The 16,708-nt window shown below is 72.0% G+C and carries 4 protein-coding genes; 2 read left to right on the top strand and 2 right to left on the bottom strand.

What is annotated here, in order from left to right:
- Positions 1–209 precede the first annotated feature (209 nt).
- Both ABZX37_RS01425 and ABZX37_RS01430 read left to right on the top strand, forming a co-directional pair.
- On the top strand, positions 210–13,592 hold the full coding sequence (locus ABZX37_RS01425; protein ID WP_354734989.1) for an amino acid adenylation domain-containing protein: 13,383 nt from the start codon (positions 210–212) through the stop codon (positions 13,590–13,592).
- Positions 13,589–14,815: a macrolide family glycosyltransferase gene (locus ABZX37_RS01430; protein ID WP_354734990.1), complete on the top strand. Its 1,227-nt coding sequence runs from the start codon at positions 13,589–13,591 to the stop codon at positions 14,813–14,815. The genes ABZX37_RS01425 and ABZX37_RS01430 overlap by 4 nt, the downstream gene beginning before the upstream one ends.
- Here ABZX37_RS01430 and ABZX37_RS01435 read toward each other — a convergent pair.
- Together ABZX37_RS01435 and ABZX37_RS01440 are read right to left on the bottom strand one after the other, a co-directional pair.
- Positions 14,773–15,453, bottom strand: coding sequence for a response regulator transcription factor (locus ABZX37_RS01435; RefSeq protein ID WP_354734991.1), 681 nt, complete (start codon positions 15,451–15,453; stop codon positions 14,773–14,775). The two genes, ABZX37_RS01430 and ABZX37_RS01435, sit on opposite strands and share 43 nt — an antisense overlap.
- On the bottom strand, positions 15,450–16,487 hold the full coding sequence (locus ABZX37_RS01440) for a histidine kinase (protein ID WP_354734992.1): 1,038 nt from the start codon (positions 16,485–16,487) through the stop codon (positions 15,450–15,452). The genes ABZX37_RS01435 and ABZX37_RS01440 overlap by 4 nt, the downstream gene beginning before the upstream one ends.
- Positions 16,488–16,708 lie beyond the last annotated feature (221 nt).

Raw genomic sequence — 16,708 nt, forward strand, 5'->3', positions numbered from 1 at the left:
TCCACCCCTCACCATTTCACTCTCGGCGGAGAGCTGATACGCGCAGTGCAGCACACCCGCCGGCGCGGCAGCCAGCATTTCGGACAGAGCCGAAGCGAACCCCGGATACCGCGTCGCAGCTGGTCAGAACTTGACCGGACCTGGCGGGCGCCGAAACAATGCGGGCACATCTCGGCCCCGCTCGGGCTCGCTGGCTTCGGGAGTTGCTCATGGCCGAACGGATCTGTCCCGCCTCGTGCGAACAGGAACGGATCTGGTTCGCCAGCCAATTCGAGCCGAATTCCCCGGCTTACCACATCTCGGCGGCAATGACGGTGCCGCCGGTCGCATTGCCGCCGGAAAAAATCGAAGAATTGCTCGCGACCGTGGCCTCCCGGCACGAAGCCCTGCGCACGTCGCTGGCCGCCGACGAGCACGGCGTGCCGCACCAGACCATCCACGACGAGGTTGTCCTGGACGTCGAACACGTCGACCTGCGCGGGCACGACGAGGCCGAGGCGGAGGCTCGCGGCCTGCTGCGGGAGCTGAGCCTTCGACCGCTCCCCCTGTATCGCGCGCCGCTGTGGCGTGCGGTGTGCGTGCGCCTGTCCGACGTGGACTACTGGCTGCTGTTCGTGGTCCACCATGCGGTGTTCGATGCTGCGTCGAGCGTGCTGTTGCAGGCCGAGCTGGACGAACTGTGCGCGGCGTGGGCGGCTGGGCGGCCGCCGGAGTTGCCCGAACTCGCGACGCAATACGCCGACTACTCGGTGCGGCAGCGCTCCGCTCGCAGCGATCAGGAGCGGCGGCTGGCGTACTGGCGCGATCAGCTCGCCGAACTGCCGGACTTGGTGCCCACGGATCTGCCCCGGCCCGCCGTGCCAGGACACGAGGCCGCAGCGGTGCCGTTTCGCCTGCCGGAGGGGTTCGTCGACCGCGTGACCGCAGTCGGGCGCGGCCTCCGCGCGACGGCGTTCATGGTGCTGCTGGCCGCGCATCACGTGCTGCTGGCGCGGATGTCGGGCAGCGCCGACGTGGCCATCGCGGTGCCGACCTCCAGCCGGGACCGGCAGACGCGGTCGGTGATCGGGATGTTCATCGACACGGTGATCGTGCGGGTCGCGCTGCCTGCCGGGCTGACCTTCGCCGAAGCGGTCTCGCGGGTCCGGGACGCGCTCTTCGACGGGTTGCGGCACAAGGGAATCTCGTTCCAGGAGATCGCCGAGGAGTTCAGCGCCGGCACCGCGGACCGGTTCGGGCAGCTGTCCCGGGTCGCGTTCAACTACGTTCCGTCGTCGGGGCACGAGTCGATCCACAACGGGTGGGCCCGCGCCGATCTGGCGCTTGAATTGTCCGCTGTGGACGGATGGCTGTTGTACCGGACGGATCTGTTCCAGCGGCGCAGTGCCGAGGCGTTGCCCCGGCGGTATCTCGGCTTGCTGACCGCGGCCCTGGACGCGCCCGATACGCGGCTGCGCGACCTGCCCGTGCACATCGACGGCGAACTGGCGGAGGTGCTGGCCTGGAGCACGGGAGAACCGTCGGCTGCGCCGCAACAGCTGCCCGATCTGCTCGCCCGCCACGCCGAGAACGCGCCGCAACGCCCGGCGGTGGAAGCTGCCGACGCCACGTTGACCTACGCCGAACTGCGCGAACGCGTCGAGCACCTGGCCGAGGTGCTGGCCGCGCGCGGGATCGGTCCGGAGCACGTCGTGGCGATCGTCGCGCCGCGTTCGGCCGCCTACCTGACTGCCGTGCTGGCGGTGCTCCGCGCTGGAGCCGCGTTCGCCCCGATCGACGCCGCCACCCCGCCAGCACGAGTCGCAAAGCTGCTGGCGAATACCACGGCGACCTTGGCCACTTCGTCCACAGTGGACCTGCTGCCGCCGGGCAGCGACCCCGTTGTGTTGGACGCGCTGGACGATCTGCCCACCGCGGCTGTGACGCGTCCGGCGCTTCCGGACAACGCCGCCTACCTGCTGCACACCTCGGGTTCGACCGGCGAGCCGAAGGGCGTGGTGGTCACGCGCGGGTCGTGGGCGCGACTGGCGGCCACGTGGGCGAAGCGGCTGGGGCTGACCGGCGAGTCGCGGGTCGCGCAGCTCGCCTCGGCGGCCTTCGACGCCTCCGTCGCCGAGATCGGCGCCGCGGTGGCCGCCGGCGCGACGCTGGTGATCCCCGAGGCTCCAACCGCTGGCGAGGACCTGGCGAAGTGGCTCGACGATCAGGCGGTCACCGAACTGCTGCTCACTCCGACGGTCCTCGCCAGCCTTCCGGAAGGCTCGCTCCGCAGCGTCCAGACGGTGTTCGTCGGCAGCGAAGCGTGCCCGACGGACCTCGCCGCGAGGTGGCACGGGGACGGACGCCGAGTGGTCAACGCCTACGGCCCGACTGAGGCGACGGTCAGCGCGACGCTCTGGGACTTCGAGCCCGGCGCCGAGACACCGACCGTGCCGATCGGCCGCCCGCATCGGGGCGCTCAGGCGTACGTGCTGGACGCGGCACTCAAACCGGTGCCGCCGGGCGTGACCGGGGAGCTGTACCTCGCGGGATCCGGTGTCGCCCGGGGTTATCTGGGCCGGCCGGGCCGATCGGCGGAGCGGTTCGTGGCGTGTCCGTTCGGGCCGCCGGGTGCGCGGATGTACCGCAGCGGCGACCTCGCGAGGTGGGGCCACGACGGGCTGCTGGAGTTCCGGGGCCGCGCCGACGACCAGGTCAAGGTGAACGGGATCCGGGTCGAGCCGGGCGAGATCGAGGCCGCCCTGCTGGCGCGGCCGGACGTCGAGCACGCCGTCGTCGTGCTCCGCGAAGGACGGCTCGTCGGATACGTGACCGGGTCCACTGTGGACACCGACGCGGCACTGGCAGACCTCGCAGGACGCTTGCCCAGCGGGTTGGTGCCTGGTGCGTTGGTAGCGCTGGAGTCGATTCCGTTCACTCGCAACGGCAAGCTCGACCGGAGCGCCTTGCCCGCGCCCGCGGTGCCTGCCGCTCCGCGCGGAGAGGTGTCCGGCACGGTCGGGGTGATCTGCCGGTTGTTCGCCGAGGTGCTCGGGCTGGCCGAGGCTGGGCCGGAGGACAGCTTCTTCGCGCTGGGCGGCGACAGCATGTCCTCGATCCGGCTGGTGAACCGCGCGCGCAAGGCGGGTCTGGCGTTCTCGCCTCGGGACGTGTTCCGGCGGCGGACCCCCGCGCGGATCGCCGCCGCCATGTCCGAGAAGCCGCGGGAAGTGCTGTCGCGCACTAACTCCCGCGTCGCAGAACGGACGCTGTCCGATGTCTTCGCCGAGACCGTGCGGCGGCATCCGGCGGCTGCGGCGCTCGACGACGGAACCACGGTGCTGAGCTACTCCGCACTGTCTGAACAGGCTGGTGCGCTGGCCGAGCGCCTGCGCGGGCACGGGGTCGGCGCGGGCGATCGGGTCGGCGTGCGGGTTCCCTCCGGCACGGCTGAGCTGTACGTCGCGATCCTCGGCGTGCTCCTCGCCGGGGCAGCCTATGTCCCGGTGGATGCCGACGACCCGGACGAGCGCGTCGAACGGGTCTTCGCTGAGGCCGCGGTTCGGGCGGTGGTGCGGCAAGGCGGCCGGGTCGAGGAGCGCTCCGCGGCCGGGGGCCGGGCTGACGGCGAGGCTTGGGTGATCTTCACGTCGGGCTCCACCGGGCGGCCGAAGGGCGTGGCCGTCCCGCATTCCGCTGCAGTGTCCTTTGTGGACAGCGAGGCGCGGTTGTTCCGCGCTGGTCAGCCGCTCGGGCCGGGCGATCGGGTTCTCGCCGGGCTTTCCGTCGCCTTCGACGGGTCCTGCGAGGAGATCTGGCTGGCGTGGCGCGGCGGTGCGTGCCTGGTCCCGGCGGCCCGGGAGACGGTCGAGGGGCCTTGGCTGCGAGAGCGCGGGATCAGCGTGGTCTCGACGGTGCCCGCACTTGCCGCGGCGTGGACAGCGCAGGACCTGGAGTCGGTGCGGCTGCTGATTTTCGGCGGCGAGCCGTGCCCGGCGGATCTGCTCGACCGTCTCGCTGGGCCGGACCGGGAGATCTGGAATACCTACGGGCCCACGGAAACCACGGTGGTCGCGACGCTGTGGCGGCACCGGCCTGGTCGCGCGACGACGGCGTCCGCTCCGATCGGCCGTCCCCTGCCAGGTGTCGCCGCGCACGTGCTCGACGCACGGCTGCGCCCGGTGGAGCCTGGCGAACCCGGCGAGCTGTACCTGACCGGGACGGGGCTCGCCCGTGGCTACACCGACCGGCCGGGGTTATCGGCGGAGCGGTTCGTGGCCTGTCCGTTCGGTCCGCCGGGCGCGCGGATGTACCGGACCGGCGACCTGGTCCGCGAGGACGCCGACGGCATCCTGCACTTCTGCGGGCGCGCTGACGAGCAGGTCAAGATCCACGGCGTGCGGATCGAGCCCGCTGAGGTCGAAGCGGCCCTGCGCGCCGTTCCGGCGATCGATCGTGCGGCGGTCGTGGTGCGGGAGGACGAGCCGGGCAGGCGACGCCTCGTCGGCTACGTCGTGCCCGCACCGGCGTCCACAGTGGACGTCGAGGGCGTGCTGACCGGACTCGCCGCGACCCTGCCCGGCGCGTTCGTCCCCGCTGACCTCGTTGTCCTGGAAGAGATCCCGACCACCCGCAACGGTAAGACTGACCTTGCCGCGTTACCAGCCCCGGTCCGGTCCGCGACGAGCACCGCCCGCGCGACGACTTCTGCGGAGCAGCTGCTCTGCCAGGTGTTCGCCGAGGTGCTCGGGCTTGCCGAGGTCGGCGTCGACGACAGCTTCTTTGCGCTCGGCGGGGACAGCCTGCTGGCGATCACGCTGGTGGGCCGCGCGCAGGCGAAGGGGATCCGCTTCACACCGCACGAGCTGTTCCTGCGCCGCACCCCGGCCCGGCTCGCGCGGCTGGCCGGCGACCGCCGCACGCCCGCCGACTTCCCGCTGGCGCAGCTGAACCAGGCCGAGGTCGACGATCTGCTCCGCGACTACCCCGGACTGGTCGACGTCGTGCCGCTGACGCCGCTGCAGCAAGGTCTGGTGTTCCACGGCAGTTACGACAACGACGAGAACTACCGGGTGCAACTGGCGCTCGACGTGGACGGCGACCTCGATCCGGACCGCCTGCACGCCGCAGTCGACACACTGGTCCGTCGCTACCCGAACCTCGGCGCGGCGTTCCCGGCCACCCGCGACGGTCGCCTCGTGCAGGTGATCCCGGCGCACCGTCCGCCGCACTGGCGCGAGGTTTCCTCGGCAGAGCACGAGGCCGGGCGGATCTCCGCCGAGGAACTGCAGGCACCGTTCGACCTTGCCGATCCACCGCTGCTGCGGGCCGCGCTGCTGATGCTCGGGGAAGGCCGGTCACGGCTGCTGCTGACCCTGCACCACGTGCTGCTGGACGGCTGGTCGACGCCCATCGTCATCCGCGAACTGCTCGCGCTGGCCGCCGGTGCGGAGTTGCCTCCCGCCGCCGACCACCGCGATTACCTGCGCTGGCTTGCGGAACAGGAGCACACGGTCGCGGCCAAGGCGTGGGCGCAGACGTTGCGGGATCTCGACGGGCCGACACTGGTGGCCCCGCTGCGCTCGCGCGCTGTCCGGCCGGAGCTGGTCAGCGCCCGGCTGCGGGCGGACGTCTTCGCTGCGCTCCGGGAGCGCCTGCGCGGGCTGGACCTGACGCTCAACGCCGCCGTGCAGTCCGCGTGGGCGGTTCTGCTCGGCAGGCTCACCGGCAAGGCAGACGTCGTGTTCGGGACCACCGTGTCCGGGCGTCCGGCGGAGCTGGAGCACGCGGACCGGATGGTGGGGTTGCTGATCAACACGATCCCGGTCCGGGTGCGGTGTTCGCCGCACGGGCCGCTCGCCGGGCTGCTGCGGCAGGTCCAGGACCAGCAGGCGGATCTGCTGGAGCACCAGTACCTCGGTCTCGCCGACATCCAGCGCGCGGCCGGGCACGGGGTGCTGTTCGACACCGCGACCGTGGTCGAGAGCTACCCGGACATGGGCGGGCTCGGCCGCACCGGCGAACTGGCCGTCACCGGGTTCGGCAGGCAGGAGTCGACGCATTACTCGCTCTACCTCTACGTGATTCCCGGCCGCGAGCTGACGATCGAACTCGCTTACCGACCGGACGTGCTCAGCGCGGACAGTGCGACGGAGGTCGCCGAGAGCTTCCTCAGTCTGCTGACGGCGATCGTCGATCAACCCGCGCGACCGACGGGCGCGATCCGGCTGCTGACCGACGACCGTGCGAAGGCATTGCTCGCCACGGGCCTCGGTGCTGCTTCGGGAGCACGGCCATTCGATCCGATCTCGGCTGGCACGGACCGGGTCGCGGTGCGTGACGCGGAGGTTCAGCTCACCTATCGCGAACTCGACGCGGCGGCGAACCGGTTGGCGCACTTGCTGATCGAGCACGGCGCGGGTCCGGAAAGGACAGTGGCGGTGGCGATCCCGCCGTCCGCCTCGTATCTGATCGCGCTGCTCGCGATCACTCGCGCAGGCGCGGCCGCGTTGCCGCTCGATCTGAACCATCCCCCGCGCCGACGACGGTTCATGGTGGAAGACTCCCGCCCGCTGCTGACGCTCGGAACCGCGGCGACGCTCGACGGTCTGCCTGGCCCGCACCTCGTCCTGCCGAGCACGATCGACCAGCCCGACACGCGACCGGCCGAGCGCGCGATGCCGCAGCATCCGGCGTTCCTCTTCTACACGTCGGGCTCGACCGGGACACCGAAGGCGGTCGTCACCACGCGTGCCGCGGTTGCGAACGCTGTCGCTGCCTTCGTAACCGGCTACCGCCTCGGCGAGGACGCCCTGATGGCGCACACTACGTCGGCGGCGTTCGACATCTCGGTGGCGGAACTGTTCGCGCCGCTCGCGGCGGGTGCGACCGTGGTGATCCCGGATCCCAGCGTGCCGCGCGCCGGGGCCGGACTCGGCGATTGGCTGCGCGAGGCGGAAGTCACCCACGCGCAGCTGGTGCCGACGGTGCTGGGCACGATCCCGCCCGAATCCGCCGTCGGGCTGACCACCGTGATCGTCGGCGGCGAGGCGTGTCCCGGCGAACTGGCGCAGCGATGGGGTGAAGGCCGCACGGTGGTCAACGCCTACGGTCCGACCGAGGCCACGATCTGGGCGACCCTGTGGGACTGCGAGCCCGGTTCCGGCACGGCCGTCGCCGCGATCGGTCAGCCGATGCCGGGAGTGCGCGTGCTGGTGCTGGACTCGGCGCTGCGCCCGCTCCCGCCGGGGATCACCGGCGAGCTGTACCTGGCCGGAGACTGTCTCGCCCGCAGTTACGGCGACCGGCCCGCACTGACCGCCGAACGCTTTACCGCCTGTCCGTACGGTCCGCCGGGCGCGCGCATGTACCGGACCGGCGACCTCGCGCACTGGGATTCCGAGGGCACGCTGCACTACGACGGCCGCACCGACGGGCAGCTGAAGATCAACGGCGTCCGGGTGGAGCCGGGCGAGATCGAAGCGGCCTTTCTGACGCATCCGGACGTCGAGCAGGCCGTCGTGGTCACCGTCGAGAAGCGCCTGATCGCTTACGTGGTCCCGGAAATCAACGCGGCGGACGTTCGGGAGCATCTCAGCCGGGTGCTGCCGCAAGCTGTGGTGCCGGGTGCGGTCGTCGGGCTCGCCGAGTTGCCTCGGCTGGCCAACGGCAAGGTCGACCGTGCCGCGCTCCCCCGTCCGGACCGCCCCGAATCCCGTCGCCCGGCCACCGCGCGGGAGGAGACGCTGTGCCGGATCTTCGGTTCGGTGCTGGGCACGACCGAGGTCGGCGCGGACGACGGGTTCCTCGACCTGGGCGGGGACAGCATTTCCGCGATCCAGCTGGTGACGCGGGCGCAGGCCGCCGGTCTCGGGTTCACGCTGCGGGAGGTGTTCCGGCACGGCAGTCCCGCCGGGCTCGCCGCGGTGGCGCGGGTCCGGGCCGAAGTCGAGCTCGGCGGGAAGGTGCCGCTGACACCGGTGATGCATTGGCTGACCGAGACCGGCGGGGACATCGACCGGTTCAGCCAGTCGGCGTTCGTGCACACCCCCGCCGGGCTGACCGAGGCTCGGCTGGCGGGTGCACTGGACCAGGTCCTCGCGCGGCACGACATGCTGCGGATGCGGTGGACGCGAGGGGCGATCGAGATCCAGGCCAGCGTGGGGAGGTGCCTTCGGCGCGTTGACGCCACCGGCCCGGACACCGACGCGCTCATCCAGGCAGAGGCCGCGGCAGCAGGCGCTTCACTCGCGCCGGAGCAGGGCGTGATCGTCCGCGCGGTCTGGTTCGACGCCGGGCCTGACCGCCGGGGCAGCCTGCTCCTGATCGTGCACCACCTGGCCGTCGACATAGTGTCCTGGCCGATCCTCCTGTCGGATCTCGCCGCCGCCTGCGAGGCTCCGGACACGCCATTGCCGCCGGTACCCACGTCCTTCCGCGCCTGGGCCACCCGACTCCACGAGGAAGCCCGGTCCACGCGGCGGCTGGCAGAACTGCCGTACTGGAACTCGGTCGTGGCGAACACCGGCCCCGCGATCACCACGGGAAGCCTGAACCGCGAACGAGACACCTTCGGCACCGCGACCCACCACACCGTCTCGCTGCCCGTGGACACCACCCGCGCCGTGCTCGGTCCGGTGTGCGCGGCCTTCCACGCCTCGGCGGAGGACGTCCTGCTCACCGCGCTGGCAATCGCGGTCGCCGATTGGCGGGAGCGCAACGGCTTGCCGCGCACCGCATTCCGGGTCGACGTCGAGGGACACGGCCGCGCGGACCTCGACGAGGCGATCGACCTCACCCGCACCGTCGGCTGGTTCACCAGCATGCGTCCGGTGCGCCTCGACCCCGGCCCGCTCCGGTGGGACGACGTCTGGTCCGGCGGCGCCGACGTCGGCGCGTCCCTGCGGCGGGTCAAGGAGCAAGTCCGCTCCGCACCAGGTCACGGCCTCGGCTACGGCCTCCTGCGCTACCTCAACCCCGACACTGCGGCCGGCCTTGCCGCCGCCCCCGCCGCCCAGATCGCGTTCAACTACCTCGGCCGGTTCGCCCCGTCCGCCGAAGCCGACTGGGCTCCGGTGACCGACTACGGCGCGCTGACCGCCGAGGTGATCACCGGCGGTTCCGGCAACCGGCAGCCGCTGGGGCATCCCCTGCTCGTCGACGCCCACGTCACCGAAAGCCCGGACGGCCCCGTCCTCGGCGCCACCTGGACCTGCGCCCCGGCGCTGCTGTCCGAAGAGGACGTCCGGGATCTCGCGGAGAGCTGGACCTGGGCAGTGACCGCGTTGGCCGACCACGCCCGGATTCCCGGCGCTGGCGGGCACACGCCGTCCGACTTCCCGCTGACGCCGCTGCGCCAGTCCGATGTGGACAGAATCGCGGCGGAGTACCCCGGCTTCGCCGACGTCCTTCCGCTCACGCCCTTGCAACGCGGCTTCGTGTTCCACGCCAACCTCGACGGGGCCGACGCTGACCGCTATCGCATGCAGCTCAGCCTCGATCTCACCGGCGACGTGGATGCTTCACGGTTGCGGGCGGCAGTGGTCTCGGTGCTGGAGCGGCATCCGCACCTGCGCGCGGCGTTCCCGACGGTCAGTTCCGGCGAACCGGTCGCCGTGATTCCGGCGAAGCCGGAGCTGGAGTGGAGCGATCTGCGTGACAGTGGCGCGGTGGAGGCGGAGGCTATCCGGCCGTTCGACCTCACCAGGCCGCCGCTGCTGCGGGCGCTGCTGGTGCGGTTGCCCGGCGGACAGAACCGGCTGGTGCTCACCTATCACCACGTCCTGGTGGACGGATGGTCGATTCCGCTGCTGCTGGACGAGATCCGCCGCGGGTACGCCGGGAGCCACCGAGCGTCGGTGGTGGAACTGCGCGATTACTTCGACTGGCTCGGCGAGCGCGACCGCGAGGCGGCCGTTCAGGCGTGGCGGTCTTCCCTGGACGGCCTCACCAGCCCGACGCTGATCGCCGACCGCCGCGCGACCGCTGATCCGGTCGAGCTCACCACCGCACTGTCCACTGAGGACTACACCAGGTTGTCGGCGCGGCTGCGGCAGCTCGGCGTCACGCTCAACACGGCTGTCCAGGCCGCTTGGGCGATTCTGCTCAGCGAGCACACCGGTCGCGCGGACGTCGTGTTCGGCACCACCGTGTCTGGGCGTCCGCCGGACCTGCCCGCAGCGAGCGAGTTGATCGGCCTGCTGATCAACACGCTCCCGGTGCGCGTCCGGCTGGCCGCCGACGAGCCGCTCGCCGAGTTCGTGCGGCGGCTCCAGGGGGAACAGGCCGAGCTGTTCGAGCACCAGTACCTCGACCTCGCGGAGATCCAGCGCCTCGCCGGGCACGGCGAGCTGTTCGACACCGCGACCGTCGTGGAGAACTACGCCGGTGCCAAGGAACTCCCAGGCGGCGACGCGCTCTTCAACGGGGTCAGCGGGCGGGAGTCGACGCACTACCCGCTCGACCTGACCGTGCGCCCCGGCGCGGAGCTCGGCATCCGGCTGGCTTACCGGCCTGATGTCATCGGCCCGGCGACGGCGACCGAGCTGGCCGAGCGCTTCCGCCAGATCCTGCTGACGGTCGCGGACGAACCCGATCGGATCCTGCGGCCTACGACCACTGTCGCGGAGTGGTTCGGCCGGATCGCCGCGCGCTACGCGGATCAACCCGCGGTCTCCGATGCACGGATTTCCTACACCTACGCGGAATTCGACGCGGCGGCCAACCGGCTCGCGCACCTGCTGATCGCCCACGGCGCGGGGCCGGAGCGCGTCGTCGCCGTCGCGGTGCCGCGCGGAGCCGATCACGCGCTGGCGATCGTGGCGGTCCTCAAGTCCGGGGCGGCGGTGCTGCCGGTGGACACGGCTTACCCGGCCGAGCGGATCCGGTTCATGCTCGCCGACGCTCAGCCGGTGCTGACGCTGGCGCACGAGGAGCTGGACACGCCGCACCTCAATCTCGCCGATCCCCGGACCGTCCTTGCCAGGCAACCGGACACGGCGCCGAAGGTCGAACTCCGGCCGCTCAACCCCGCGTTCGTGCTCTACACCTCGGGTTCGACCGGGACGCCGAAGGCAGTGTCCGTCCCGCACGCGGCGGTCGCGAGCATGGCAGCCGCGCAGATCGACGGATTCGCTGTCGACGCGGACTCGACCGTCTCCCAGCTGTCGTCGCCGAGCTTCGACGCGGCGATTTCCGAACTGTGCTCGGCCTTGCTGTCCGGCGCGCACCTGGTGCTGCCGGGCCCGGACGTCATCCTGGAAGGGCCATCGCTGGCCGAGTGGATCACTGAACACAAGGTCACGCACGTGCAGCTCGCTCCGGCGGTGCTGGCGACCGTTCCGGCGGAGAGCCTGCCTCAGGTGCGCACCCTCGTGGTCGGGGGCGAAGCTTGTCCGGGCCCGCTGATCGAGACGTGGGCGCGCGGCCGCCGGATGGTGAACACCTACGGCCCGGCGGAGGCCGCGGACACCGTGACGTTGTGGCGCTGTTCCCCCGGTTCCGGCCGCGCCGTCGCGCCGATCGGCCGCCCGATCCGGGACACCGAGGTGTTCGTGCTGGACTCGCGGCTCGCGCCGGTGGCCCCGGGCGCGGTCGGCGAGATCTACGTCGCCGGTCCCGGTCTCACCCGGGGCTATCTGGGACGGCCGGGGCTGACCGCGGAGCGGTTCACCGCGTGCCCGTTCGGCCCGCCCGGCGCGCGGATGTACCGGACCGGCGACCTGGGCCGCTGGGACGCGGACGGTCTCCTGCACTACGAAGGGCGCGTCGACGACCAGGTCAAGGTCAACGGTATCCGGATCGAACCGGGCGAGGTCGAGGCCGCTTTGACGGATCACCCGGACGTCGGGCAGGCCGTGGTCGTGCCGGACGACGGGCGGCTGATCGGCTATCTCGTGCCCGCGCCCGGCGCCGCGGTCGATCCCGCCGCGGTGCGGACCGGGCTCGCGGCGCGGCTGCCGGTCCACCTCGTGCCGTCCGCGCTGCTGGTGATGGGGCAGATTCCGCGTACTGCCCATGGAAAAATCGACCGCGCGGCGCTGCCTGGGCCGAGCGCGCCCCAGCAGGCGCTCCCGGTCGCGAGCCGGGCTCCGCGCACCCCGCACGAGCGGATGCTCTGCGAGGTCTTCGCCGACACACTCGACCGTTCGCCGGTCGGCGTCGACGAGGATTTCCTCGCGCTGGGCGGACATTCGCTGCTGGCGATGCGGGCGGTCTCCCGGATCCGGGACCTGCTCGGGGTTGAACTCGCCGTGCGCGAGCTGTTCGACCACCCGACCGCGGCCGGGCTCGCCGCGCGGGTGGAGCAGGCCCGGCCCGCTGTGGCGGCACCGCTGGAGCGGCAGCCTCTTCCTGACCGGATCCCGTTGTCGCACAGTCAGTTCCGGTTCTGGGCACGGGATCAGCTGCACGGGCCGACGGCCACGACCGTGCTCCCGCTCGCCCTGCGGCTGCCGGAGCTGGACGAGCCCGCGCTGACCGCCGCGCTGGCCGATCTCGTCACCCGCCACGAATCCCTGCGGACGGTCTACGACGTGCATGAAGGCCAGCCGTACCAACGCATCCTGACTCCAGCACCGCCTGAGGTGCGGCGGCTGACCGCCGGTGACTTGGATCGGGTGCTGTCGGCGGCAGCGGCCGAACCGTTCGACCTCACGCGTGAGCCGCCGCTGCACGTCTACCTGGTCACCGGTGCGGAGCCGATTCTGCTTCTGGTGCTCCCGCATGTCGCCGCGGACGGCTGGTCGCTGGACGTGCTGTCCCGCGACTTCCGCCAGGCCTACTCCGCTCGACGCGCCGGTGCTCAGCCCACGTGGTCGCCGCTTCCGGTCCGTTACGCGGATTACGCGGTGTGGCACCGTGATCTGCGCGTCGAGGAACAGCTCGCCCACTGGCGATCCACGCTCGCCGGGCTGCCCGCGGAAATCCCGCTGCCCACCGACCGGCCTCGCCCGGCCATCCGGACCGGGCGAGGCGGGACGGTGCTCGGCCGGTTCGACGCCGGGCTCCGCGACGGCCTGACCGCGGTGGCCCGGGAATGCGGGGCGAGCCTGTTCATGGTGTTGCACGCCGGGCTGGCCGCTCTCCTCACCGGTCTCAGCGGTGCCACCGACCTGCCGCTGGGCACGCCGGTCGCCGGCCGTCCGCGTCCGGAGCTGGACGATCTCGTCGGCTGTTTCGCCGACTGCCTGGTGCTGCGCACGGACACCGCCGGAGACCCGTCGTTCCGGGAGTTGGTGGCGCGGGTGCGCGAGGTGGACCTGACCGCGTACGCCAACCAGGACGTGCCCTTCGACCGGCTGGTGGCGGAACTGGGCGCGCGGACGCCGGACCGGCATCCGTTGTTCCAAGTGCAGCTAGCTCTGCAGGACCTGCCGGTCGGCGCGAACCGGGGCGACGAGCGTCCGGTCGCCATCGGCACCGACTCGCACGACCACGACCTGTACCTGGAGTTCCAGGAGGCGCGGACGAACGAACTGGACGCCTACCTGCACTACTCCGGCGACCTGTTCGACCGCGCCACCGCCGCCGGACTGCTCGACAAGCTGCGGACGCTGCTCGCCGCGGCCGTCGACGCGCCCGACGCGCCGCTTTCCCGGCTGGAGTCGTCGTGACGCATCTCTGCATGGCGAATCTGCCGTCGTACGGTCACGTGCTGCCGAGCCTGGAGGTGATCCGGGAACTCGTCGCGCGCGGGCATCGGGTGAGCTATGCCAACGATCCCGCTTTCGCCGACGTGATCACCGCTGCCGGGGCGGATTTCGTCCCGTACCGGTCGACACTGTTGTCCTATTTGGACGGCCGTGCGGAATGGCCGTCCGACGAGATCGCGCACCGGGACCTGTTCCTCGACGACGCGATCGCGATGACTCCGCAGCTGCGGGCGGCGTTCCAGCACGACCGCCCAGATCTGGTTCTTTACGACCAGGGCGTGGGCGCGGTCCGAGTGCTGGCCGAAGAGTGGCGGGTGCCGCACGTGATGTTCTCGCCGAACTCCGTCCCGGACCGCGGCGACGACGAGCTCCTGCGCGAATTCGAGGAGCGGCGACGTGATCCGCGCTTCTCCGTCCACTACGGACGGTGGGCGGAGTGGTTGCGCGCCAACGGAATCCCGTCTGGCTACCTCGGCCGTCCGGCGCGGGAACTGGCCCTGATCCCCCGGGTGCTGCAGCCGAACCCCGGCCGGGTGGACTCGCGGCGGACCACCTTCGTCGGCCCTTGCTTCGGTGCACGATCGGAAGCGTGGCAGCCTCCCGCCGGGGTGGAACGGGTGCTGCTCGTGTCGCTGGGGTCGACGTTCACCAGCAAGCCCGGCTTTTACCGGGACTGCGTCGCGGCGTTCGGCGACCTGCCCGGGTGGCACGTGGTGCTCCAGATCGGCAAGCATGTCGATCCGGCCGCGCTCGGGGAGTTGCCGGGGACGGTCGAGGTGCGGGATTGGGTGCCGCAGCTGGCGGTGTTGGAGAAGGCCTCCGCGTTCGTGACCCATGCCGGGATGGGCGGGTGCGTGGAGGGGCTGTTTCATGGCGTGCCGATGATCGCGGTGCCCCAGGACCCGCACACCGATCAGCCGGACAACGCCGACGTCCTGGTTCGGCTCGGGGTCGGGCGCAGGATCGATCCTGGCCGCGTGACTGCCGGAGTGCTGCGGGAGAGCTTGCTGGAGCTGGTCGGGTCGCCGGAGGTCGCAGCTCGGTTGGCCGAGGTTCGTCAGGAGCTGATGGCGGAGGGCGGGACCGCGCGGGCTGCTGATCTGATCGAGGCGGAGTTGGCGGCGGCGCGGGGTATCGGAGGTCACTCGGCCGCCCAGCCGGGACGGACCAGGCCGGTTTCGTAGGCGAGCACGACCAGCCCCGCCCGGTCCCGCACCGACAGCTTGCCCATGATGCGCGACACGTGGGTCTTCGCGGTCAGCGGACTGACCCGCAGCCGGGCCGCGATGTCCGCATTGGACAGTCCTGTCCCGGCCAGTGCCAGTACCTGCCGCTCCCGCCCGGTCAACGCGGAGAGCGCCGCCGCGGCGGACGGGACCGGCTTCGTTCGGGCGGCGTATTCCGTGATCAGCCTGCGCGTGACGCCCGGGGCGAGGAGCGCGTCCCCGGCCGCGGCGGCCCGGACGCCGCGCACGAGTTCGCCCGGTTCGCTGTTCTTCACCAGGAATCCGGCCGCGCCCCGGCGCAGCGCCTCGAAGACGTACTCGTCCAGGTCGAAGGTGGTGAGCATGACCACGCGGGTCCCGCCGCACCGCAGGTCCGCGGCGATCCGGCCGGTCGCGGCGAGTCCGTCGAGGCCGGGCATGCGGATGTCCATCAGGACGACGTCGGGCCGCAGTTCCCGCACGAGGTTCAGCGCGGTCTCGCCGTCGGCGGCCTCGCCTGCCACCACGAGGTCCGGGCTGGTCTCCAGCAGCACCCGGATGCCGGCGCGCACGAGCGCTTGATCGTCGGCGAGAACGACCCGGATCGGGCCGGTCACCAGGCGCCGCCGACCGGCAAGACCGCGGCGACCCGGTACCCGCCGCCGGGAACCGGGCCCGTGGTGAGCGCGCCGCCGAACGCCATCGCGCGTTCCCGCATTCCCGGCAGCCCGTTGCCGCCTCCCGACGCTCCGCCGCGAGGACGGCCTCCGCCGTCGTCCGTCACGGTCAGCTCGAGCCGGTCGTCGGCGCAGGACAGGCGAAGTCCGACGGTCGCGCCCGCACCGGCGTGCCGGATCGCGTTCGTGACCGCTTCCTGGGCGATCCGGTACGCAGCCTGGTCCACCGGGACGGGCAACGACGGCAGCGCGTCCTCGATCTCGGTCGCGACGCGCAGCCCCGCCGCGCGCGCTCCGTCGAGCAGTTCGGCCAGGTCGCCGGGTTGGGAAAGCCGGGGGCTCGGGCGGTACGGGACGTCGCCGGATTCGGGCGCACGCAGCGCGTCCAGCACCGCGCGCACCTCGCCGAGCGCGGAGTTTCCCGCGTCCTTGATCGCGGTCAGCGCCTGTTCGACGGCTTGCGGATCGCGCGGCAGCAGGGCGAGCCCGGCGTTGGCCTGGACGGTGATCAACGCCAGCTGGTGAGCGAGCACGTCGTGCAGGTCGCGCGCGATCCGGAGCCGTTCGTCCCCGGCTCGGCGCAAGGCTTGTTCCCGCCGGGTTCGCGCTTCACCGGCCAGCCCGGCCTCGCGGGCTTGACGCGCCTGCCGCCGGACCCGGACGAGTTCCGCGGCCACGGCCAGCACGAGAAACCACGCTGCCAACCCGACCGCCGACGCCAGGGTGGGCGCATCCCAGCCGGGCACCGGGACGCTGACGGCCAGCGCGTACCCGGCAGCCAGCACCGCGTAGCCGACCGGGCGGCGGCCGAGTACCACCGTGGCGGCGAACAAGAGGACCAGCGGCAGGAATACCGGCGCGGGCACCGTGCCCAAGAGCAGATCCGCGGCGTACATGGCGAATCCGGCCAGCAACGCGAGCGTCGGGCGGGTCCGCCACCACGCCACGGCCGCACCGGCTACGGCGGCAGTCACCCACCCCGTCCACGATGCGCTGTGGGCGACGACGGCAACCACAGCGGCAGCCACGGCGAAAGCCAAGGCCAGCAACGCATTCCCGCCGCCCGGCAGACGGCGGGATGCTGCGGCGGCCCGACCAGATGTCACCACGCCATCGTCCGCGTCTCGCGGTGCTGGCGCGTCCGTCCGGAAGCGCATTCGCCGCTACGCTCCCGGACGTACTCCCCCGGGAGCAG

The organism is Amycolatopsis sp. NPDC004079, from assembly GCF_040610415.1.
Lineage (GTDB): Bacteria > Actinomycetota > Actinomycetes > Mycobacteriales > Pseudonocardiaceae > Amycolatopsis > Amycolatopsis halotolerans.